Source organism: Collinsella sp. CLA-JM-H32B, from assembly GCF_040098065.1.
GTDB lineage: Bacteria > Actinomycetota > Coriobacteriia > Coriobacteriales > Coriobacteriaceae > Collinsella.
This window is the reverse complement of record NZ_JBBNNA010000001.1, coordinates 291,837-313,638: the sequence shown is the minus strand read 5'-3', so window position 1 is coordinate 313,638 and position 21,802 is coordinate 291,837. Positions and strand designations below refer to the sequence as shown.

Sequence of the window (21,802 nt, the reverse complement as noted above, 5' to 3'; positions counted from 1 at the left end):
GTGTATCAAGTGATCTTACTGAACATATGGCGCACCTTGTCCAGGCGGCTGTTTGGACGGCGGGGCTGGATGACCGGCTCGCCGACAACGGCCTGATATCCTTTCAGCTCTGTAAGGCATACGCTCCGCCCGTTGGTGTAAAAGGCCAGATCAGTACGGTATGCCTGTATACAGCGGGCGGGAATCTCGCCAGTAAAGACAACTTCATCCTTTTTTACCTGGGCCGTTTCGATGGTGGCACAGTATTTCGGTGCATCATGATAAGCCCTGGAAAGGTATTCCTGGGGCGCATGGAGGATGAAGGAGAGATAAGGTTCCAGCAGCTGCGTCCCTGATTCCTTCAATGCCTGTTCCAATACAATCGGGGCCAATGAGCGGAAGTCCGCCGGCGTGCTGACCGGACTGTAATAAAGCCCGTATTCAAAGCAAATCTTACAGTCCGTTACGTTCCAGCCGAACAAGCCCTGCTCCAGCCCGTAACGGATACCATCCCTGACAGCGTTTTGAAAACTCTGGTTCAAGTATCCCAGCGAAACCCGGCTCTCGTATTGTACACCGGAGCCAAGCGAGAGTGGTGTAACAGACAGTCCTATGGATGCCCAAAACGGGTTGGGCGGCACCTCGATATGGATGGTGTGGCTGGCTGCTTTGAGCGGCCGCTCCATATAAATGACGGTGGGTTCCTTCACCGCTGTTTCAATCTTGTACTTTTCCGCCAGCAGAGCGGAAACAACCTCCAACTGCACCCGGCCTAAAAAAGAAAGAATGATCTCGTGGGTGATGGAATCCACCTCGTAGCGCAAAAGCGGGTCAGTATCCGCAATTTGCGTAAGAGCGTCCAGCAGCCGTTCTCTTTGCGCTGCCGTTTTCGGCGCAATCGTCGTCCGCAGCATGGGGAGGGGGGCATCGCGCCACCTTTCACGAGGAAGCCGGGTGTCGTCCCCCAATACGTCGTTTAATCCCACGCTGTCGCTGGGAAGAATGACAATTTCGCCCTTATGGGCGGTGTCTGTCCGAACAATCTCCCCTTTGGATGGAATACGCATCTCTGTGATTTTCAGCTTTTCTCTCCCGGCCAGGGCCACCGTATCCCGCAGGTGCAGCGTTCCGCTGTATAGCCGCAGATAGATGAGCCGCTGGCCGCAATCTGTATACTCCACCTTGAAAACGCTGCCGCATAGGGCGGCGCTCCCCTGTTCCCCAATCGGTTGGAACAGCCCTGTCACCGCATCCATCAACGGTTGAATGCCAAGGCCCTTTTTGGCGCTGCCATGATAGACCGGGAACAGGGAGGCGTCTTGAACCCGCCGCTGTTCCTCCCGCGCAAGTTCTTCCCGGCTGATTGGTTCTCCTGCGATATACTTTTCCAATAATTCATCGTTATTTTCGATGACCGCATCCCATGCTTCTATGTCGGTATTTTCCTCCAGGACTATTTCCGGGGGCAGCGACACCGTCTGCTTGATGATAATATCGACGGAGAGCTTATCCCGAACAGACTGATACACGCCCTGCAAATCAACGCCAGCCTGGTCGATCTTGTTGATAAAGATAACGGTGGGAATGTTCATTTTCCGCAGGGCATGGAACAGAATACGGGTCTGGGCCTGCACGCCATCTTTAGCGGAGATCACCAAGATGGCCCCATCTAAAACAGCCAAAGAGCGGTACACCTCCGCCAAAAAATCCATGTGGCCGGGCGTATCCACAATGTTGACTTTACATCTGTGCCACTGGAAGGAAGTGACTGCCGCTTGAATGGTAATCCCACGCTGCCGCTCCAAAAGCATGGTGTCCGTCCTCGTTGTTCCTTTTTCGACGCTCCCCGGTTCTGAAATGGCTCCGCTGGCATATAGCAGGCTCTCCGTCAAGGTTGTCTTTCCAGCGTCTACATGGGCAAGAATCCCGATATTGATAATGTTCATGTCTATCCTCCGTACAAGGCCCAAATGGGCGCAAAAATCCCCAGCGGCTAATACTTTTACCGCTGGGGATCATGACTTCGGACACACAAAAACACACACGGCTTACATAAGCTGCTGTCCGTCACGATATTTGCTTAAAAGGCAAAAGTATTCTTAAATTGGGTACAAAAACCAAGCCCCTGCAAGGGGCAAGCATTTTTGCGCCCATTATCAAATTTTATTTAAGAATACCTTGCCGCATATTTGGTAGACTCCTCAAATCTTTGGTAGACTCCTCAAATCAGGATAATAACAGTATATCATAGTGCGCTCTAAAAAACAAGAAATTATTTTACCCGATTCCCCAAATAAAACTGGAGGGCATTCACTGGAACACCCTCCATTTTTGGTGATTATCGCACACCTACCCTTGTTTTTTGCCTTGCGGCCCGTTTCCGTTCCTTTTCAGCCTGCTCCTGCTGGTAAGCGGCCTCTAATATCCTGTCCGCCTGTTCCGGGCCAATGGCTCGCCTGACCCGCTCGTAGTCCCTGACCTTTCCCTTTAGACTGTCTCTCTCGGCGCAGACCTCGTAAATCCTTTCTGACAAAGAACTGTTTTTGCTGACCTCCCGGCCATAGTCCGCTTGTAGCCGCTCAAATTTGGATTTGAGGTCGAGATAGGCCCGGTAGACCGAGCGCAGCACCTTGACGATCTTTGCCCATAAAGGCTTGGCCTTTTTCTCCCGGTAGGCCCTGGCCGATTCCAGCGGCCCCGGCTCTGGTAAGACTTCCTCCGGGTCTGCCGAAAACTCCGCCGCCAACCGCTCCATGTTCTTTACTGCCGGGGCCAATTCCTTCAACCGCTGTTCCTGTCCCGCCACCTCTTTTTGCTTCTTGGCCTTTACCTTATCCAGTTGGGCAATCTCCTTGGCCCTCTGCTCCTTTTTGTAGTCCAGCACAGACAAGTGCTGGTCGTGGGTGCCCTTGTCCTCCCACTCTATCCCGTGACGCTCCATCACGGCGGCAAGCTGCTCCTTTTCAGAGCGTACCCACTGGCTCCACTCTGTGTCCCCTCTGGTGCCTCCCTTGAAACCCTGGGCCGCTAGCGCCTGTTTGAGTGATACCCTGGTATCCAGGCCCCGCTTGCTGCCGGTGGTGAACGGTACAAAGTCGATGTGCAGATGGGGCGTGGCCTCGTCCATGTGGAGATGAGCCGAGAACACCCGAAGCTGGGGGTTGCGCTCTTGAAAGCCCCTCATATACTCGTCCAGCACCGTCGCCGCAAGCTGGCCGTCCTCGCTGTCGGCGCACATGTCGTCCTTATTGCCCACTTGCAGAATGATTTCATGGAACGGCTTCTCCTGCTTGCTGGAACGTATCTTCTCATAGTAGTTCTCAATCCTGCGGTCTGCCCTGGTCTGCTTGTCGTTGTACCGCTTGAGGGCCTCGTCAAACATCTCACGAAAAACTGCCTTGATATTTTCCTGGCAGTAGGTTATATTCAAATGGGAGCGTTCCGGGTCGGTGTTCTTGGCGTTGAACTTCCTGCTGTTGTGGCTTACCGAACCTTGCCCCACCATTGCGCTGATCGTTCTTTTCAAATCAACACTCCTTTCGCCGCGCCAGCGGCGGCCTTTGTTACTTTCTGCGAAAGTAACGCAAAGGCACTTTTGACACTTCGTATCAAAAGTGCCTTTGCGCCCTACGGGGTGGAATGGGGGCTTTGCCCCCGCCGTCTGCGGACGGCTCCCCCAGCAGGGCCGCCCTTTGAAAAGGGCACCCTGCACCCCGCCTAAACTTTGCCACTCGCCGTTGGGCAGGTGGGAAAGGCAGAGCCTTTCCCACCACCCGGCAAGTGTTCTCCGTGGGCCAAAAGTCAAGGGGTACGGGTTGTATTGACTACCGTGTTCCGAAAAGGGAACTACTGGACAAGATTGCCCAAGCGTTGCGTGTAGACCGACAGAATTTCTATACCATTCAACCTGGCTGCGCCGAGGACTTCATGCGGACATTCTTCTGGCTGGACGAGGACAGCCCCGGCTCCATCCGCTTGTTTCAGCTTGTCCGCAATCCCGGCAAGACGGGGGCCTCCGATGATACCGCCGTCCGATACAACGACACAGACGACTGGCCCGCTCAACCTCCTGTGGGCATTTATTTCAACTATGGGCTGGTAGATGAGTTCATGCGGGAGTGGCTTTTGCGCCAGCAGGAGCTTCACGCCGGGGAGATCACCAGGGACGAATACTTTGAATGGAAACTCAACTGGCCATGTACCTGTGACGACAGCAAAAGGTTTGACTACTATGTTCCCTGGAAAAAAGAAAAATAGGACAAGCGAAGCCGCCCTGCTGAATTTGTCGTTCAGCAGGGCGGCTTGCTTGCCCTTTGCAATCATTCTCTTGTGTGGCCGGGTTGAAACGAATAGTATCAATCCAGTATCACAAGGCAAAGTGACAGGTCAAAAACCCTGTATTCATGCGGGTTTGAGCCGTTTTAACGGTCACTCCCACTCGATGGCTTCGGTTCTGTCGTCCCGTCATTCCAGTTGCACCCAGTTTTCGGCATCGACACGGAACGCGTGCCGCCGAATGACGCGATGTCGCGTTTCGTCGGCTTCGTGGACAAAAGCTGGGACAACCTCAAAAACTTTTTTTCAAACTCAGGGCATTGAGTTTTTGTTTTTGTCCCAAAGTGCGCGGCGGGTCGCCTTTGGAGGCTCGATGGCGCCGAAAACGCCCGTTTTGAAACTCAACCGCCCTTTTGCCCGCAAGCCGCCAGCTGCAATCGCAAGTGAATTAACGTGGGTGGCTTGCGCGCCATTTGCAAAACCCCAGGTCGCAGGTCTTCGCCATTCGTGAACAAAGTGAGTAGTCTCAGGTGGCTTGCTTATGAGTTGGCGAACGGGCCTTCAGGATTCAGGGCAAACATGCTGGTAGAATAGGATTCTCAAATCAATGACAGGAGACCGAGCATGGCCGAACCCCACGATAGGAAGCCGATCCTCACGATCGAGCAGCAGATAGAGCACCTCAAGCAGAAGGGCGTAGCCTTCGAACTGTGTTCCGAGGAAGAGGCCGCGGACTACCTGCGCGACAAGTGCAACTTCTTCAAGCTCGCATCCTACCGCAAACTCTTCTCGAAATACGAGGGAGGCCCGCGCGACGGCCGCTACGTAGACCTCGACTTCGGCCAGCTGCGCCTGCTCGCGGCGCTCGACCAGGAGCTGCGCCACGCCCTGCTCGGCATGACGCTCGACATCGAGCATTTCCAGAAGGTGACACTGCTTCGCGAGATGGAGGACCGTGGAGAGGACGGCTACGCCATCGTGGCCGACTACATGGCATCGCTTACCACTGCAAACAGGGAGTACCGCCTGCGCGAGCTCAAGATGAGCGGCCGCAGCCCCTACAGCTCGAGCCTCTACGCGAAGTACTCCGGCGACATGCCTGCCTGGGCCTTCCTTGAGCTCACCTCGTTCGGCACCCTCATCGACTTCGTGCGCTTCTGCGCCAGGCGATGGGGCGACAGGCGCCTCGAGGCCTCCCACTACGACCTCAAGCGCGTGAAGTCCGTCCGCAACTGCGCCGCGCACGGCTCGTGCCTGATCAACTGCTTCGCCGAGAGGGGCGCCGCCCGGGGCTCGGCGTCCAGCGGCGTCTCCCGAAGGGTCGCCGCCGTGGGGATTCCCAAGGCGACCAGGAGGAAGTGGATGGGGAATACGGCCATGCAGGAGGTCGCGACCGTGCTCGTGGCGCACTCCGGCTTGGTACCCGAGGGCTCCTCGCGCTCGCGCGCCGCATCCGAGCTCGCCGAGATGTTCGCCAGGGCCGACGGCGAAACCGAGGCGCTGCCCGACAAGGGGCCCGACGCCGCAGCTCGCTCCGCGCTCGAGTTCCTTCGCAGGTTGACAGAATCGCTCGGGTTGGTAGAATAGCCTGCAGATAGCAAAACCTTCACGGTTTTAGGGGCGGACTTGCGCAAGCGACTCTGCCCTATTTTTATATTCACTCGCTATAGGAGACGGATGATACCTGGGTCAATGACAGAACTGAGAAGCCCGGAATAATGGAGCCAGTTAGAAACCCTCGGGTTTGCGGGGCGGGATCGTGAGAGCGATTCTGCCCTATTTTTTTCCTCCGTCTGCCCCAACCAAGTAGTTCGAAGATAGCCTGTAGGTGTCCTCGTGGGCGCCTTTTATTTTCAGGGAATCGGCCGCTTCATGAACGAGCGACCGGCTTGACCTAGATCGAACCGCCTTCATCTCCGTCTAGGCGCCGGCAATCAACATCGTGAATCCGCGCGTGCTACAATGCGGGCACCAGAGATGAAAACACAGTCCCCGTCGGGTAGTCGTGGGCGTGCGGGAGTCCGCATCAGTAACCTGCCTCCTTGGTTGTCCCTTCTCTGCATGGTCGTCTACATAAAGGAGGAACCAGCCATGCAGATCAGCATGCTTGCCCTTCTTGGGTCACGGACCGGGGAGGCGAGGGCCTCCGTCGGGACCGCCCCGAGCAACCGGCATATCCAAGGAATGACAAGGCTCGATCGCTGTGCTGGTCAGGATGCCGAAGCGGGCCGTCCGCCAATCGGAATGCGGGTCAGGATGCTGCAACGTGATTCCAGCTGCAGGATACGGCTCCTTTGCGGTTGCCGCAAAACCTGCTGGCAACATTCTTACTATCCGAATGATGTACGCATCCCTTGGGATCGTTTCGCCTGACCAGGGCCATCTTCAGCGCCTCATCGGCCAGCTCGGCAGGCGCCTCTTCCACGCGTAATAGCCCTGGCGGGTCACCTATGCAACCAAAGATACAAAAGGAATCGAATGGCCAGAGAGGATTGCCCTTACCGATGCTCGATTCTTGACAGGCAAACTCAAGCCTCGTTAATATTACATGGTTTGCCAGACCGAATTAACAAAGGAGGGGTGTCGTGGTTGGTCTTTTCCGCACGTGGATGAGCGCCTAGAAAGCGGCGCTGTTGTGGCGTCGCGCTGTTTTTCTGCACGCCATTTCACGATTGGACATAACCATGATATTTGAAACCTCTCGGGGCAGGTCTGTTCTGCTGTGCCATTCATGGCAATTCAAGCTTTGTTTCGTATGGGGCGGGGAGCTCGTTTCGAATTGACGAGTTCGATTCTCCAAATGGGTCTTATTTGGCATCTCGCCCTCACGACAGGGTCGTCTTCTCTCCTCTCCTTAGCATCGCTGGCAGGCTTTCTGCCGATTGCTTTGTTCGGAATCCTTGCGGGCGCCGTTGTCGACAGACTGCCTTTGAAACGTGTCCTCATCGGCGCCGACCTCTTCATTGCCGCGGTGGGTGCCGCCTTGGCGATTGCCTCGTTGGCCGGCAGCTTACCTGCATGGCTAATTCTCATCGCCCTGTTTCTCCGTGCAGTTGGTACTTCGTTCTACACGCCAGCCTCCCAATCTCTCACGCCCCATCTCGCCCCGCCAGAGCATCTCGTTCGCCTATCGGGGGTGACTCAGGCGATTCAGTCCGGCGGATACATTCTTGGCGCCGCGCTTGCAGCAGTGATTTATCCCGTGGCGGGCATTACCGCTATGATTGTCCTCGACGTGCTGGGAGCGCTTTTCGCTTCTTTAGCCGTCCTCGCCGCACAGATAGACGCAGGGGGCCTCGATGAAGCCGACCGCAGCTTGTCCTTTTCCAATAAGGTTCGAGAGCTCTTCTCTGAGATTTCGGACGGCTACAAGCTGATTAGGGAGTACAGGGGGCTGTTCGCCCTTCTTTGGTGCGGGTTCGTCTTCGCTTTCGCGTTCTCTCCGCTCGCGGCATTGTTCCCAATAATGACCTTGGGGCATTTTGGCGGTAGCACGGGGGATGCCGCTTTGGTGGAAATCCTTTTTTCTGCAGGCATGCTGGCTGGGTCCGGCATTTTGGCGGCCACGGGAGGGTTCCGCAATAGGTCGTTCACCATGGTCGCCGCGATTGCCGGCTTCGGCATTGCCGCAATCGTATCCGGATCGCTCGGCCCGTCATTGTTCGCTGCTTTCCTGCCGGTGAGCTTTCTTATGGGCGCATGCTCCCCGTTGTACGCGGGAACCCAGACTGCCCTTATGCAGGAGCAGATACCTCCTGAGTACCTAGGCCGCGTTTTCGGCCTCTACGGAACCATCATGGCGTGGGCCATGCCCATGGGCCTCGCAGCCCCCTCCGTTTTTGCGGATCTGCTTGGAGCTCCGTTATGGTTCGTCGGCTCTGGAGCGACCATGGTACTGCTTGCGATGGCTATGCTGCTTGCTCCGAGCGTCCGAAACGCGGGGAAAAGAGATACCGGGCAGATTCAATAGCCCAAGTATTCGAAAAAAAGAGGCAGCAGCCATCGGTTCAAGCGTCAGCCTTCAAGCCCTTGCGACGACGAGGTATTGCACCGACATTCCGCATCGCGCTCCTTATTCGTCGCCAACTATCATTTTCGGATTTGCCGGCTTGCGCAAGGTCAAAACGCTCGCGCCGGCAATTGGGCAAAGGCGAAAAATCGACGTGAGCAATCTTTTTTGGCATGGCTGCGCTTCCAGTAAAACGCTAATACACAAAAGGCGGTTCAACCTATGGAACTCATAGTCAAAGCTAAAGACATCTTTTTGGAATATGCCGGCCGCGATATCCTAGATATCGAAGAGTTGGAAATCTACTCCTACGATCGCATCGGCTTGGTGGGAGACAATGGCGCAGGCAAAACCAGCCTGCTTAAAATTCTGAGCGGCAATCTTACCATTGCGGACGCCGACGTCAGGCGCTTCGGCAGCATTGCCCTCATCGGCCAACTCGATGAACTCGACCTTGATGCGGCTCAGGACAGTGGTGAGATGCTCTCCCGTCTCAACGTCGCCGGAGTGGCGCAGGAGACGATGAGCGGCGGGGAGGAAACACGCGCCAAGATTGCCTCTGCACTCTCCCAGCATGCAAGCGCGATCTTCGCCGACGAGCCTACGAGCCACCTCGACCAAGACGGCATCCGCCTTCTCGTCGGACAACTCAAGGCATTTGATGGGGCTCTGCTCATCGTGAGCCATGACCGTCATTTTCTCGACCAGGTGGTAGACAAGATCTGGGAGCTCAAAGACGGCGGTATTTCCGAATTCTGGGGTGACTACTCCGACTATCTGCGACAGAAAGAAGAAGAGCGCAAAGCTCAGGCGACTCGATACGAAGAGGCGATGCGCGAGCGCGATCGCCTCGAAGCCGCCATCGAAAAACAACGGAAAAAAGCACGGCAGGTCGACGCCAAGCGGAAGGCTGCGAAAAAAAGCAACGAGTATGCAGGTCGATTGGGGCATCAGAAAGCAACCGGCACCAAACAGAAGAGGATGTACCAGGCGGCTAAGGACATGGAGAAGCGCCTCGAAGCGCTCGAAGGGATTGAGGCCCCAGATAGCATTCGCGCCGTGCGGTTCCGCCAGAGCAAGGCCCTGGAACTGCATAGTAAATTTCCCATCTCGGCAGACGATTTCAGCTTGAGCTTCGGCAACTGCATGCTCTATGACCACGCGAAATTCGAGATACCGCTCGGTGCCAAAGTGGCCATCACCGGTGGCAACGGTACAGGAAAGACCAGCCTGCTGAAGGCAATCGCTCGACGCGCCGACGGTATCAACATCTCTCCCAAGGCAGAGATCGGTTACTTCGAGCAAACAGGCTACAAGTTCGACGCCCGTCAGTCTGCGATCTCGTTCATGCAGGATGGTTGCGAGTACAGCATGACCGAAATTCGAGGCATCCTCGCCTCTATGGGAATCGGACCGCGCGACCTGACAAAGGACGTTGGCGTTCTCTCGGGAGGCGAAGTCATCAAGCTGCTACTCGCGAAGATGCTGCTGGGCAGATACAACATCTTGCTCATGGACGAGCCTGGAAATTACCTGGACATCAAGAGCGCCGAAGCCCTCGAGCAGATGATGAGCGCCTATGCCGGAACGATAGTGTTCGTCTCCCACGATAAGAGGCTGGTCGAGAACGTCGCAGACATTGTCTACGAAATAAAGGACACCAAGCTAGTCAAAATCTTTCAGCGCGAATAGCCCTAAATGAGCAAGAAATAATCCCCGAACGGAGACAAGGGAGTAAAACGGCAAAGAAAGAGCCTCCGTCCCAACGCAGGGAACGGAGGCTCTTTAATCGCTTTTACTCATCTCCGTCGCTGGTGGCTTTGTCATGACTCTCGTACGAAACGAAACTCAGCGGCACAGTGCGGCACTCAAAATCGCAGGTCAGAACCCTATCGGCCTACTCCCACTCAATCGTCGCCGGCGGCTTGGACGTGATGTCGTAGCACACGCGGTTGGCGCCGGGGACCTCGGCAACGATGCGGCCGGAAATGCGGGCCAGCACATCGTAGGGCAGCTTGGCCCAGTCGGCGGTCATGGCATCACTGGACTCGACGGCGCGCAGGATGATCGGGCGCTGATAGGTGCGCTCGTCGCCCATAACGCCGACAGACTTGATGTCGGGCAGGACCGCGAAATACTGCCAGCAGCTGTGCTCGGAGTTGCGCTCGCCGGTCTGCTCAAACAGGCGCTGGTTGTAGGCATCCAGCTCCTCGCGCACGATGGCATCAGCGTTTTTGAGGATCTCGAGCTTCTCCTTGTCGACCGCACCGATGATGCGGATGGCCAGACCCGGGCCCGGGAAAGGCTGACGGAACACGATATGACCCGGCAGGCCCAGTGCCAGACCAAGCGCGCGGACCTCGTCCTTAAAGAAGTGATCAAGCGGTTCAATGAGGTCGAAGTGTACGCCCTCGGGGAACGGGATCAGGTTGTGATGGCTCTTGATGGTGGCCGTCTTGCCGCCCGTCTTGCGAGCGCCGGACTCGATGATGTCGGGGTAGATGGTGCCCTGAGCCAGGTACTTGACCGGCTTGCCATCGGTCTCGAGCTGCTGCGCCACGGCGAAGAACTCTTTCCAGAACTGCGTACCGATGATGCGGCGCTTCTCCTCGGGCTCGGTCACGCCGGCCAGAAGCTCGGCATAACGGTCCTCGGCGTGAACGTGGATAAAGTCGACATCGAACTGCTTGGTGAAGACCTCCTCCACCTGCTCGGGCTCGCCCTTGCGCAGCAGGCCGTGGTTGATGAACACACAGGTCATCTGCTTGCCCACGGCGCGAGCGCCCAGCGCAGCCACGACGGAGGAGTCGACGCCACCGGACAGGGCCAAAATCACGCGGTCGTTACCGACCTTCTCGCGGAACTCAGCCGTCATGGTCTCGACCAGGTTGTCCATGCTCCAGTTGGGCTCCAGGCCGCAGATCTCAAACAGGAAGTTGCTCAGCAGCTGCTGACCATACTCGGAGTGCTTGACCTCGGGGTGGAACTGCGTGGTGAAAATCTTGCGCTCGACGCACTCCATGGCGGCAACCGGGCACACGTCAGTGCTGGCGGTAACGGTAAAGCCCTCGGGCACCTCGGAAACGGCGTCGCGGTGGCTCATCCACACGGTCTGCTCCATGGGCGTGGAGTTAAAGAGCTTGGCGCCGGCCGTGCGCGTGATGGTGGCGCGGCCGTACTCGCCCACCTCGGAGTGGCCGACCTTGCCGCCGAGCGTCACGGCCGTGATCTGATGGCCGTAGCAGAAGCCCAGGACGGGAAGGCCCAGGTCAAAGATGGCGGGATCTATAGACGGAGCGTCCTCGGCATACACGGAAGCCGGACCGCCGGAAAGGATGAGCGCAGAGGCGTTCATCTCGCGAATCTCGTCGGCCGAGATGTCGCAGGGGACAATCTCGGAATACACGTTGAGGTCGCGGACGCGACGGGCAATGAGCTGACCGTACTGCGCACCAAAGTCGAGTACGAGGACCTTTGCGGAAGCCTTTTGATCCATGGTATCCCCCTCTTGTTGGCGGGGAGCCGGTGCCCACCCGCGTGAATGAACGAAAATAACCTCCATAGTGTACACGTTATATGGGGTTTCTCGTCCCTCGCAGCCATCAGCGCACGGCAAACGCACGACCTGGGCCCCTATTTGACGGCAATTGAAGTGTTACCAGACGTTACAGATGATGTAATACGTTTGAACATTGAACGCTCTGTGCCACAATACTGCCGAACGACTCCGCCTCTGCGGCGGCAAATACGATAGGAATACCAGCATGAAGCGCATCCTTCTCATCGCCACGGGCGGCACCATCGCATCGACCGAGGACGGCAACGGCCTCTCCCCCGCCCTGACCGGTGAGGAACTCGCCCAGAGCGTCCCCGAGATCTCGGGCCTCTGCGAGCTCGACGTCGTGCAGCCCATGAACATCGACAGCACCAATATGCGCCCGAGCGACTGGATGCGCATCCGCGATGTCATCGTCGAAGGTTATTCCGACCACGACGGCTTCGTGATTCTGCACGGCACCGACACCATGAGCTACACCGCGGCGGCGCTTTCCTATCTGATTCAGGACAGCCCCAAGCCCATCGTGCTCACCGGCTCGCAAAAGCCCATGGGCAACCCCTTTACCGATGCCAAGCTCAACCTGTACCAGAGCCTGCTCTATGCGCTCGACGAACACTCGCACGACGTCTCAATCGTGTTTGGCGGCGTAGCCATTGCCGGCACGCGCGCCCGCAAACAGCGCACCATGAGCTTTAACGCGTTCATTAGCGTCAACTATCCGCCCATCGCCTATATCCGCAACGACCGCATCGTGCGCAACGGGCTTCACGGCACGCATCAGGGCGAAAACCCGGTGCGTTTCTACGACAGCATCGACCCGCGCGTGTTTGTCCTTAAGCTCACGCCCGGCGTAAATCCGGGCATCCTCGACGCCCTTGCCGATAGCTACGACGCCGTGATTTTGGAGACCTTTGGCATTGGCGGTATCCCCGAGTTTGGTGAGTCGGGCGAGTCGTTCCAAGAGGCAATTTTCCGTTGGGTCGATTCGGGCCGCACCGTCGTTATGACCACGCAGGTCCCCGAAGAGGGCCTCGATCTGGGCGTTTATGAGGTCGGCCGTGCTTACGCCAATCAGCCGGGCATTCTACGCGGCGACGACATGACCACCGAGACGCTCGTGGCCAAGACCATGTGGGCACTCGGCCAGTCACGCGATGCCGCCGAGATCCAGCGCCTGTTCTACAGCCAAGTCAACCACGACCGCATCCCGATGGCGTAATTCAGTTTTCGACGGGTATCCCCTATTCGATGCCCTCGAGAAGCTCTGACACCGTCATGCCGAGTGCGGGCGCAATCTTAAATAGAACCTTGAGCGTGAAATTTGCCGTCCCATCCTCGATTCGGTCGAGGTAGGGTCGGCTGATTCCTGTCGCCACACAAAAATCAACCTTGGAGATACCAAGGTCCCTGCGTGTCTCTTCGACCCGCCTGCCAAGAATCTGTTTCGCACGTTCGTCCATGCAGACGAGTTTGAAATGGGGCCGAACATAAACGTAAACTATAGTTTACGTTTTGCCGAATACACAGGAGTTTTCTATGTCGGGTTCTTCGGTCCGCATGCACCGAACTACGCTTCGCACAAACAGCGCACCGCCCAAGCTCGTCATCGTTGAAGCCGAATGCCTTTCACCCGATGAGCGCACAGCATTTGCATTGCTATCAAGTCGCGTCGCCGCCGTTCTGGTCCCTTGCCCGGCGCAAGGTGAACTTGCCATCCAATGCCAAGCGCACAGCTGCTCGCTCAATCAGGCTGCCGTAATCGCAACCAGCCAACACGGCCTGCCGCTCCTTTTAGAAGCCGGTATCGCACTCGCCCTTCGCGGCGCCGGATACGAAAACGAGGCCGCCGCCGACATGGTCTTTAAACCACGATCGAGCGGCGGCCTCGCAGCAGCCATTGAATATGCGTGCAGGCTCGTTGCCTAAAAGAACAAGCTAGAAACCAAAGCCAAAGCCCGTTCCGGTAATCGCCGAGTACATAAAGTAAACGTTGATCACGTTGAGGAATACACCCGTGATGCAACCGTTGCGCAGGTAGCGCTCGCACACGATGCGTGCCATGGCGGCGGAGTCATCATTGTTTTTAGCCTGGCGTCCTGCCGTAAAGTACGTCGCCACGCTCAGCAGTAGGTTGAGCACCGGCAGTGCCAGCAGCTCGTAGCTCTTGCCCCAGCGCGTCACCTCGCCGGCTGCGTTAAACTTCGTTGCCACCTCAGGACCAATGTTGGGGATCACAAACGCTGCAACCACCAACGGAATCACCGCAAGTACGAGCAGCGCAATGCCCATGTAGCCAGCTTTTTTGCCGTATTTAAACATATGCGTCGCCCTTACACGTTAAAGCGGAAGTGCACGACGTCGCCATCGGCCATGACATAGTCCTTGCCCTCAATACGCAGCTTGCCGGCGGCCTTAGCGCCCTGCTCACCGCCGAGCTCGATGTAGTCGTCATAGCCAATGACCTCGGCCTTAATAAAGCCACGCTCAAAGTCGGTGTGGATGACGCCGGCGGCCTGCGGGGCGGTCGCGCCCTGGCGAACCGTCCAGGCCTTGACCTCCATCTCGCCAGCCGTAAAGAACGACTGCAGACCAAGCAGCTTGTAGGCAGCCTGCGCAAGCACGTCCAGACCGGGCTGCTCCAGGCCCAGGCTCTCCAGGTAGTCGGCCGCATCCTCGGGATCGAGCTCGGAAAGCTCGGCCTCGATCTTGGCGCAGATCGGCAGTGGCTTGACGCCATCGATGGGCGCCAGGTCCTCGTTGAGCATGTCCTCGTCTACGTTGGCCACATACAGGATGGGCTTCATGGTGAGCAGGAACAGGCCCTTGGCGGCGGCACGCTCCTCGTCAGTCATCTCCATGGATGCGGCGCGCTTACCCTCGTTGAGCCAGGCGAGCAGGCGCTTGGCAACCTCGAACTTGGGCATGAGCTCCTTGTCGCGCTTGGCCTCCTTCTCGAGCTTAGGCAGCTGCTTCTCGAGCGTGCCCATGTCGGCCAGGATGAGCTCGGTCATGATGGTGTCGGCATCGCCGGCGGGATCGACGAACTCGCCCGTGCGGCCCACCTCACGCATGACGTTGGGGTCCTTAAAGTAGCGCACGACCTCGCAGATGGCGTCGGTCTCGCGAATGTTGGCCAAGAACTGGTTGCCCAGGCCCTCGCCCTCGTTGGCGCCCTTCACCAGACCTGCGATGTCGACGAACTCGACCGTCGCCGGCACAATGCGGCCCGGGTTAACGATGTCGGCAAGCTTTTGCAAGCGGCTATCGGGCACGTCGACGATACCCACGTTGGGGTCGATCGTGGCAAACGGGTAGTTGGCGGCAAGGCCGGTCTTTTTGGTAAGCGCGGTGAACAGCGTCGACTTGCCCACGTTGGGCAGGCCCACGATACCGATGGAAAGGGACACGACAGCTCCTTTTGGTACAGGTACTTCAAACCGTATAAGTATAGCGCCGCCGCAGCATCCGGGCGAATCCGGACACCGCGGCGGCGCAAATGAAGCAGAGATAGAGCTCGCTGACTAGTCCGCGAGCTTCTCCACCTGATCGAGCATCTTGTCAAGCTTGGCCTTTGCCTCGGCCTTGGCCTTCTGGGCCTCTTCGTGGGCCTTGGCCTTCTGAGCGGCCTTTTCCTCGGCCTCGGGGTCGACAACGACCAGATTGGACGCGTCATGCTCAACCAACTTGAGCGCATGCTCGGGGCACACCTTGACGCAGGCTCCGCAACCCAGGCAATACGTGGACTCCAGTGCAAAGCGACCGCTTCCCACCAAATCGCAGGCAAACGTGGGGCACACGTTGACGCACTCGCCGCACGACGTGCACTTGTCAAAGTCGCATTCCGGCGTGCTCACCTGCATGTTCTGGGCAAGCTCGGGATGGTTCTGCAGTGTCGAGAGCACCAGCTGCCGCCCGTGCGTGAGCGAACGGCGACGCTTGGTCGTCGTGGTGCCGCACATGGTGTTGAGCGTGCGCTCCAGCTGGGTAATCTGATGGCGATGGGCTTTGAGCTTCTGCGTCACCGAGGCCAGTGCCGCCGTCGCCGGATTGAGCTTGGTCACCGTCAGGCCCGTGGTGCGGGCAATCTTTTCCATGTACTCCTTGCGCTCGTACTCGCGGCGCTTATGGCACTTGAGGCTCTTGGGGTCGACCTCCAGGCCCATGCCCGTTCCGGCCCACTCCTCGGCAGTGGCAATGGCCTCGCCCAGAATATCCTCACCGCCGGTGTTGCGGCATTTATCGCACACGCCCAACGGCAGGTACACGCTCACGTTGGGATAGTCGGCCAGTACCGAGAACCAGGTCTCGGCCGTAATATCGCCCACGCAGGCAACGACGACCTCGTTTTCGCGCGGCATGCGCTTAAGGGCGCGCGTGCAGGTGACGTAGGCGGTCTCGTGGCTCGTAGCCGCCGAGACAATGTCGTCGTAAAGGTTTTTGGGCGCCAGGCGCGGCGAGATGATCGCCTCGGTCGGACAGGCAGCGGCGCACAGGCCGCACTTGCGACAGGAGTCGAGGATCTCAATGGCGTCTTCCTCGACCTCGATAGCGTTGACAGGGCACACGTCCATGCACGCGGTGCAGCCGCTCTTTTCGTTTTTGCAGGTCAGGCACGGAATGGTGTTGCCGCGCGGGCGCTCCTTGTAGTCGGCAGGATTCCACTGCGGCGCCGACGGATCGAGTGCATCGGTCACGCCGCCAAGCGGGTTTTTAAGAAAGTCGAAACCCTTGCTGATCTCGATAATGTCATCAAACAGATCGTGTTCCTGCGCCATGCGCGGCCCCTCCCTGAGCAGTGCAAACAAGCAAGAGATAATGATACGCCATCGGCCCACGCCTCGGGCAAATTACACGCGGCGCATCTTTGCGGCAAATAGCCTATAGCCTATCGCCGCCTCGATTGCACAAGGTCAATCAAATGCCAAGCTATGCCTCGCGCATGAGCTGCACGAGCTTTTGTTTGGTCACCCTGGCCTGCTCGTTGGCCATGTTACGCTCGTTCTTAAAAGTTGCGTCCGCAACGCTCAGCAAGTCGGCATCGGAAATCTCGCCAAGGCCCAGCTCCTCGAGCGTCGTCGGCAGACCAACGCGCCGGCAAAACTCGAGCACCTGATCAAGCTCGGGCGCACGCTCCAGGCGCAGCTGCACCACCAGGCCAAACGCTACGGCCTCGCCGTGCATGGCCTTGCACTCGGGCAAAATCGTCAGGCCGTTGGCGATCGCATGCGCCAGCGCCAAACCGCCACTCTCAAAGCCAACGCCCGAAAGCAGAATATTGCACTCGATCAGGCGCTCAACCGCCGGCGATGTACGGCCCTTTTTGAGATCGCGCTTGGCAGCGACGCCGCACTCCATGAGTGTGTCATAGCAGGCACGAGCCGCAACCAAAGCCAAGTGCCCCGGCGCGCCACCGTGCTCGTTGGCGCCGTGCGCCGCGGCGCACGAACGCGCCTCGAAGTACGTTGCCAGTGCGTCGCCCATACCAGCGACTGTCATGCGCAGCGGGGCTGCCGCGACCACATTGGTATCGACCACGACCAGGTCTGGATTCTTCTCGAGCATCAGGTAGCGGTCGAACGACCCATCCTCGTGATACAGCACCGAAATCGCGCTGCACGGACCGTCCATCGAAGCCGCCGTGGGGCATACGCACAACGGCAACTCGGCATAAAACGCAACGGCCTTGGCGATATCGAGCATCTTGCCGCCGCCAATGCCCACCACCATGTCACAATACTCGGCCCGGGCTTCCTTGGCCATTTCGACAACGGCATCTTCCGTACACGGACCGTTGTAAATCTTAAAGAACGGCTCGCTTAGATCTTCATCCAGAAATCCATCGACGATCTGCCTGCACAGCCGATCCTCGGTGCCCTGGTCAAACAAGACATAGGCAGCGCAGCCCAACCATGACAAATACCTGCCCTGACGCGAGAGCTCACCCGGCCCCTGAACATATCGTCCGGGACCGCCATAAACCATGGGAAGCGCCATACGAGAATCCGCCCTTTCATAAACAACAATTGGTGCAAAGCAACCTGACCCCTTTGCACCATAGCAAAAAGGGGCCTCGTGCATAGAGCACGAGACCCCTTGCAAGACAGCGAGAGTCGATTAGAAATCGATGTCGGTGTCGTAGTAGCAGGCCTTGAGGATCTTCTCGAAGTCGGCAGCCTTGGTCTCACGCGGGTTCTCGGGCGTGCAGGCGTCGGTCTCGGCGTTCGCGGCGATCTCGGGCAGCTTGGCGAGGAACTCCTCCTCGGAAACCATCTGCGGGTTCTCGGCGTCGACCTTCACGCCACCATTCGCGTAATCCTTGATGGACTGCGGAATGTTGAGCTGGTCGTTGAGGTCGCGAATCTTCTGGACGAGCGCAGCGATGAGCTCCTCGTTGGTCTCGCCGGGAAGGTGCAGGATCTCCTTGGCCACGTAAGCGTAACGCTCAGCAGCGCGCGGGTCCTTGGAGTTCCACTGGATAACCTTGCCCAGGTACATGGCGTTGGCAGCACCGTGGATGATGTGGCCGTTCTCGAAGGCAGCGCCGGTCTTGTGAGCCATGGAGTGAACGATGCCGAGCAGGCCCGAGGAGAAGGCGATACCGGCGATGCACTGAGCCTCGTGCATGTGCTGACGGGCCTCATGGTCGCCAGCATAGGACTTGGGCAGCCACTCGACGATCTCGCGGATGCCGTGCAGAGCGTTGGCGTCGGTGAACATAGAGGCGCAGGTGGAAACGTAGGCCTCCATGCAGTGGGTCAGAGCGTCCATGCCGGTATGAGCGCACAGCTTGGCGGGCATGGTGTAGGTGAGCTCGGGGTCGACGATGGCGACATCAGGGGTGATGTTGAAGTCGGCCAGCGGGTACTTGATGCCCTTGGCGTAGTCGGTAATGACGGAGAACGCGGTGACCTCGGTAGCGGTGCCGGAGGTAGAGGAGATGGCGCAGAAATGAGCCTTTTGACGCAGCTCGGGGAAGCTGAACGGCTGGATGATGTTATCGAAGGACTCCTCGGGATACTCGTAGAAGACCCACATGGCCTTAGCGGCATCGATGGGCGAGCCGCCGCCGATGGCGATAATCCAGTCGGGCTCGAACTCGCGCATGGCCTCGGCGCCCTTCATGACCGTCTCGATGGACGGGTCGGACTCGACGCCCTCGAACAGCTTGACCTCGAAACCGCCTTCCTTAAGGTCGGCCTCAACGTCCTGCAGGAACCCGCCGCGGCGCATAGAGCTGCCGCCAGAAACGATGATGGCCTTCTTGCCCTTGAGGTTCTTCACCTCGTGGCGAGCGCCCTCACCAAAGTACAGATCGCGAGGATTGGTAAAACGTCCCATACTGTGCCTCCTAAACAAGCCCCTCTTAGACTTGCGTATATAACGGAGCACCCGATTGGCTCCGTTAGGACCGTTTTGCGCGTTGCCGGCGATGACAATGCGCGATGTCTGAACGTCTCAACGCTCAAACAAACACTATTTTACCGTTCTGGTTGGTCAGTTATTCACCTAAAGCCGATAATGATGAAACGTTTTTTCTATCCCTGAAGACCCTTGTGGGGCATTCATACTCCCAAGCTGGGCAAACGTTTTATCAGGGTTAACTACATATCCCGGGCAGGGCTGTGCCCCTCAAAAATGTGCCCCGTTCGCCGTCAAAAATCGACCGTTTACGGCACTGTGATACCACTCGGTCGTCCAAGGTGCCGACATTTGTGCGACATCCGTCTTCGTGGTGCAAAGGTGCAAGTCCAAGTGCGGCACCCCCGGTGTGCCACATGCGGGTAAACTAGAACTTTATATAGAGATATTTGAACCCTAACCGCAGCAAAGGAGGCCCCATGGCATTCGACCCCATTCAAGAGGATTGCCATCGCCTCGTTCTTGAGGCCTTGCGCCGCGACAATATTCCACTCACCGACGGCCCCGCCGTCGAGCGTCTGATGGAACAGTTTACCCGTAACCCCGCGCCGCTCATCGTGCACGACCGCGACCGAGCTGGGCATCTGATTGCCAAGGTCGTCGAGGCTGTCGACTACCGCATCCCCTTTATCCCCGACGACGCCCAGGCAGAGCAAGAAGAAGCCGCAGCCGAGAACATGCTCCGCGAGGCAGCCGCGCTCGATCCGGCCAACTGGGATGCCCAGCGCATGCTGACGGCGCTCACCGCCGAATCCAACGAGGAATACGTACAGTATCTGGTTTCCAAGTGCGACGAGGTGGAGCACGATCTGGCGCTCAAGATTGCCTCGGCGCAGGACCCCTACGAACGTGAGGCCGCAGGCGACCTGACCCGCCGTCCCTACCTGCGCTGGCTTGCCGCCTTGGCATCGCGCGCGCTCATTAGCGGCCGCTACCGCATGTCGCTGGATGCCGCGAATCGCAGCCTGGACTTTGCGCCCAACGACCCCGCCGGCGTCCGCCATACCGCGATGCTTGCCATGGCAAAGCTCGAATACCCTGCCGAGGAGCTCAAGCGTTTTCGTTCCGCCCACTCCGTGCCCTATCTTGCCAACGCGCCGCTGCGCCGCCGTCCCAAAGATGCGGAGCGCGACCTGGACCCGTGGACGCTCATCGCACTGATGAGCGCAGCCTGGCGCGAGCTGGATTACGAGGGCGCCGAGCACTACCTGCGCATCCTGGTGCGCTCATGCCCGCACGCGGCCGAAGCACTCTACTTCCAAACCGAGTTTCCCGATGGCGTCTATGCTCGCGTCAACGTAGGTCCGGGCTCCACCGATGAGCTTGTCCTTGCCCTGTCCGAGGCGACGCCGGTGCTGCAGGAGGGCCTAGGCGCGCCCGACAACGCCAGCTTTGCCGCCTGGGTCGCCACCAACGACATCGTGCGCTCCCAGATCGACGAACGAATCCTGCGCGCGGCCGAACAGGGATTGCCGTTTAAGGGAGGAGACCTCTAATGGATCCGAGCGTCTACATCCCCGCCTATCTGGAACGCACCTATCTGGCGTCGCACCCCAAACTCACCGATGCAGCACGCGAGCTTGTCCATAACGACATCAGCGCAAACCCTCACAAGTATGCGCAGACCGAGCATGCCCAAGCGCTGCTGTCCTATGCCGGCGTTCATCGTCACTTGCTTGACGAGCTTCGTCGCATCGAAGACATGGGCAGCGACGAGGAGTTTGAGCAGACGCGCAACCGTCTGTTCGACGATATGCGCGATGAGCTGCTCAAGATCGTCCGCGTCGATGCACTTGCCGTCGATGCTCAGTTGCTCGCCATCATTTTGGCGGACACGCCCGTCGACGCCTGTCTGGGCGACCTGATGAAGCTCGAGGCGAGCACGGCCGACTACCTGCAACAAAGCGTGCCCGGGTTTGATATGGAGGCCCCGCACTACTGGGCCAATAATGTTTTGGCCGACGGTGTCACCGCAGCAGACCTTACCGTGAGCGAGCCGGCGCTTATTGGCTGGCTTCACACGCTCGAGGCCATCTCGCAGCTGTGCATGGCGAGCGCTCGTTACCGCGCCGCCGCAAACTATTCTCGCCGTGTCCTTAAGGCGGAGGGCTATCCCACCCGGGCCGCCGGCACCGTGTTGCTTGCCCTCGCCCGCTTGGAAGACCAGGACGGCTTTTTTGCCCTGGCCCACCAGCTCGAGGAGCAGATGGGGGCCGACGCCCTCGAGGACTCCCCCTGGTACCTGCTCGCCCGCACGATCCTGCTGTTCAAAACGAACAAGATGCGTCCGGCGACACGCGCGCTGCGCGAGTTTGCCAACCGCTGCGAGGGCGGCGCGTTCTTCTTGCTGAACCCCATGTACCAGACGCCGTATCTTCCCTGCCGACCCGAGCCGCACGACCCGTGGGATCTTTCGCACCAGGCCGTTTGGGAGGCCGACGGCATTATCTCGGATACTCCCGACTTTGCCCCCTGGGCCAACGCCTGCGAAGACGTATCGCAACTTGCCCAGGAATTTGCGCGCCGTTATGGCTTTTAACGGCGCAAACGCCACGACCATG

At 58.4% G+C, this 21,802-nt stretch carries 17 protein-coding genes; 8 read left to right on the top strand and 9 right to left on the bottom strand.

Annotation, left to right across the window (positions count from 1 at the left end):
• Nucleotides 1–5: 5 nt before the first annotated feature.
• Both tet(W) and AAA138_RS01260 read right to left on the bottom strand, forming a co-directional pair.
• A complete protein-coding gene (gene tet(W), locus AAA138_RS01265; protein ID WP_349089255.1) occupies nucleotides 6–1,925 on the bottom strand; it encodes a tetracycline resistance ribosomal protection protein Tet(W) in 1,920 nt (639 codons plus the stop codon).
• Nucleotides 1,926–2,317: 392 nt separating this feature from the next.
• Nucleotides 2,318–3,505, bottom strand: a complete 1,188-nt coding sequence (locus AAA138_RS01260; protein WP_233541788.1) for a plasmid recombination protein — start codon at nucleotides 3,503–3,505, stop codon at nucleotides 2,318–2,320.
• Between the two features lie 263 nt (nucleotides 3,506–3,768).
• Between AAA138_RS01260 and AAA138_RS01255 the strand changes: the two genes are divergently transcribed.
• From AAA138_RS01255 to abc-f, 4 genes are all read left to right on the top strand, one after another.
• Complete coding sequence (locus AAA138_RS01255; RefSeq protein WP_349089254.1) at nucleotides 3,769–4,236, top strand: XRE family transcriptional regulator; 468 nt, start codon at nucleotides 3,769–3,771, stop codon at nucleotides 4,234–4,236.
• A 642-nt stretch (nucleotides 4,237–4,878) separates the two neighbouring features.
• A complete protein-coding gene (locus AAA138_RS01250) occupies nucleotides 4,879–5,841 on the top strand; it encodes an Abi family protein (RefSeq protein ID WP_075844146.1) in 963 nt (320 codons plus the stop codon).
• Between the two features lie 1,144 nt (nucleotides 5,842–6,985).
• Nucleotides 6,986–8,224: an MFS transporter gene (locus AAA138_RS01245; protein ID WP_349089253.1), complete on the top strand. Its 1,239-nt coding sequence runs from the start codon at nucleotides 6,986–6,988 to the stop codon at nucleotides 8,222–8,224.
• Between the two features lie 261 nt (nucleotides 8,225–8,485).
• A complete protein-coding gene (gene abc-f, locus AAA138_RS01240) occupies nucleotides 8,486–9,955 on the top strand; it encodes a ribosomal protection-like ABC-F family protein (RefSeq protein ID WP_005987409.1) in 1,470 nt (489 codons plus the stop codon).
• A gap of 205 nt (nucleotides 9,956–10,160) precedes the next feature.
• On the opposite strand, the gene guaA is transcribed toward abc-f, so the two are convergent.
• Nucleotides 10,161–11,759 carry a glutamine-hydrolyzing GMP synthase gene (gene guaA, locus AAA138_RS01235; RefSeq protein WP_117635915.1) on the bottom strand — a complete coding sequence of 533 codons (1,599 nt, stop codon included), beginning with the start codon at nucleotides 11,757–11,759 and terminating at the stop codon, nucleotides 10,161–10,163.
• Nucleotides 11,760–12,027: 268 nt separating this feature from the next.
• On the opposite strand from guaA, the gene AAA138_RS01230 reads away from it, so the two are divergent.
• Nucleotides 12,028–13,041 carry an asparaginase gene (locus tag AAA138_RS01230; RefSeq protein ID WP_349089252.1) on the top strand — a complete coding sequence of 338 codons (1,014 nt, stop codon included), beginning with the start codon at nucleotides 12,028–12,030 and terminating at the stop codon, nucleotides 13,039–13,041.
• A gap of 22 nt (nucleotides 13,042–13,063) precedes the next feature.
• Here AAA138_RS01230 and AAA138_RS01225 read toward each other — a convergent pair whose 3' ends face one another.
• Nucleotides 13,064–13,282, bottom strand: a complete 219-nt coding sequence (locus AAA138_RS01225; protein WP_035136926.1) for a helix-turn-helix transcriptional regulator — start codon at nucleotides 13,280–13,282, stop codon at nucleotides 13,064–13,066.
• A gap of 76 nt (nucleotides 13,283–13,358) precedes the next feature.
• On the opposite strand from AAA138_RS01225, the gene AAA138_RS01220 reads away from it, so the two are divergent.
• A complete protein-coding gene (locus AAA138_RS01220; protein WP_349089251.1) occupies nucleotides 13,359–13,748 on the top strand; it encodes a hypothetical protein in 390 nt (129 codons plus the stop codon).
• A 9-nt stretch (nucleotides 13,749–13,757) separates the two neighbouring features.
• On the opposite strand, the gene AAA138_RS01215 is transcribed toward AAA138_RS01220, so the two are convergent.
• The 5 genes from AAA138_RS01215 to AAA138_RS01195 form a co-directional block, all read right to left on the bottom strand.
• A complete protein-coding gene (locus AAA138_RS01215; protein WP_055309951.1) occupies nucleotides 13,758–14,141 on the bottom strand; it encodes a DUF1648 domain-containing protein in 384 nt (127 codons plus the stop codon).
• A gap of 11 nt (nucleotides 14,142–14,152) precedes the next feature.
• Nucleotides 14,153–15,229 carry a redox-regulated ATPase YchF gene (gene ychF, locus AAA138_RS01210; protein ID WP_055309950.1) on the bottom strand — a complete coding sequence of 359 codons (1,077 nt, stop codon included), beginning with the start codon at nucleotides 15,227–15,229 and terminating at the stop codon, nucleotides 14,153–14,155.
• A gap of 114 nt (nucleotides 15,230–15,343) precedes the next feature.
• Entirely contained in the window at nucleotides 15,344–16,597 is a 1,254-nt protein-coding gene (locus AAA138_RS01205; RefSeq protein WP_316366601.1) for a 4Fe-4S binding protein, read from the bottom strand.
• A gap of 151 nt (nucleotides 16,598–16,748) precedes the next feature.
• Nucleotides 16,749–17,816, bottom strand: a complete 1,068-nt coding sequence (locus tag AAA138_RS01200; RefSeq protein WP_349089250.1) for a glycerol dehydrogenase — start codon at nucleotides 17,814–17,816, stop codon at nucleotides 16,749–16,751.
• 120 nt (nucleotides 17,817–17,936) lie between these two features.
• Nucleotides 17,937–19,160: an iron-containing alcohol dehydrogenase gene (locus AAA138_RS01195; protein WP_117583326.1), complete on the bottom strand. Its 1,224-nt coding sequence runs from the start codon at nucleotides 19,158–19,160 to the stop codon at nucleotides 17,937–17,939.
• Nucleotides 19,161–19,660: 500 nt separating this feature from the next.
• Between AAA138_RS01195 and AAA138_RS01190 the strand changes: the two genes are divergently transcribed.
• Both AAA138_RS01190 and AAA138_RS01185 read left to right on the top strand, forming a co-directional pair.
• Nucleotides 19,661–20,737, top strand: coding sequence for a hypothetical protein (locus tag AAA138_RS01190; RefSeq protein WP_349089249.1), 1,077 nt, complete (start codon nucleotides 19,661–19,663; stop codon nucleotides 20,735–20,737).
• Nucleotides 20,737–21,780, top strand: coding sequence for a hypothetical protein (locus AAA138_RS01185; RefSeq protein WP_349089248.1), 1,044 nt, complete (start codon nucleotides 20,737–20,739; stop codon nucleotides 21,778–21,780). Before AAA138_RS01190 ends, AAA138_RS01185 begins: the two co-directional genes overlap by 1 nt.
• Nucleotides 21,781–21,802 lie beyond the last annotated feature (22 nt).

What these genes read in the sequence shown, in the direction of transcription:
- AAA138_RS01230 (WP_349089252.1), top strand. Translation starts at nt 12,028, where the DNA reads ATGAAGCGCATCCTTCTCATCGCCACGGGCGGCACCATCGCATCGACC.
- AAA138_RS01195 (WP_117583326.1), bottom strand. Translation starts at nt 19,160, where the DNA reads ATGGGACGTTTTACCAATCCTCGCGATCTGTACTTTGGTGAGGGCGCT.
- AAA138_RS01225 (WP_035136926.1), bottom strand. Translation starts at nt 13,282, where the DNA reads ATGGACGAACGTGCGAAACAGATTCTTGGCAGGCGGGTCGAAGAGACA.
- AAA138_RS01220 (WP_349089251.1), top strand. Translation starts at nt 13,359, where the DNA reads ATGTCGGGTTCTTCGGTCCGCATGCACCGAACTACGCTTCGCACAAAC.
- AAA138_RS01250 (WP_075844146.1), top strand. Translation starts at nt 4,879, where the DNA reads ATGGCCGAACCCCACGATAGGAAGCCGATCCTCACGATCGAGCAGCAG.
- AAA138_RS01190 (WP_349089249.1), top strand. Translation starts at nt 19,661, where the DNA reads ATGGCATTCGACCCCATTCAAGAGGATTGCCATCGCCTCGTTCTTGAG.
- guaA (WP_117635915.1), bottom strand. Translation starts at nt 11,759, where the DNA reads ATGGATCAAAAGGCTTCCGCAAAGGTCCTCGTACTCGACTTTGGTGCG.
- AAA138_RS01245 (WP_349089253.1), top strand. Translation starts at nt 6,986, where the DNA reads ATGGCAATTCAAGCTTTGTTTCGTATGGGGCGGGGAGCTCGTTTCGAA.
- abc-f (WP_005987409.1), top strand. Translation starts at nt 8,486, where the DNA reads ATGGAACTCATAGTCAAAGCTAAAGACATCTTTTTGGAATATGCCGGC.
- AAA138_RS01205 (WP_316366601.1), bottom strand. Translation starts at nt 16,597, where the DNA reads ATGGCGCAGGAACACGATCTGTTTGATGACATTATCGAGATCAGCAAG.
- AAA138_RS01200 (WP_349089250.1), bottom strand. Translation starts at nt 17,816, where the DNA reads ATGGCGCTTCCCATGGTTTATGGCGGTCCCGGACGATATGTTCAGGGG.
- AAA138_RS01215 (WP_055309951.1), bottom strand. Translation starts at nt 14,141, where the DNA reads ATGTTTAAATACGGCAAAAAAGCTGGCTACATGGGCATTGCGCTGCTC.
- AAA138_RS01185 (WP_349089248.1), top strand. Translation starts at nt 20,737, where the DNA reads ATGGATCCGAGCGTCTACATCCCCGCCTATCTGGAACGCACCTATCTG.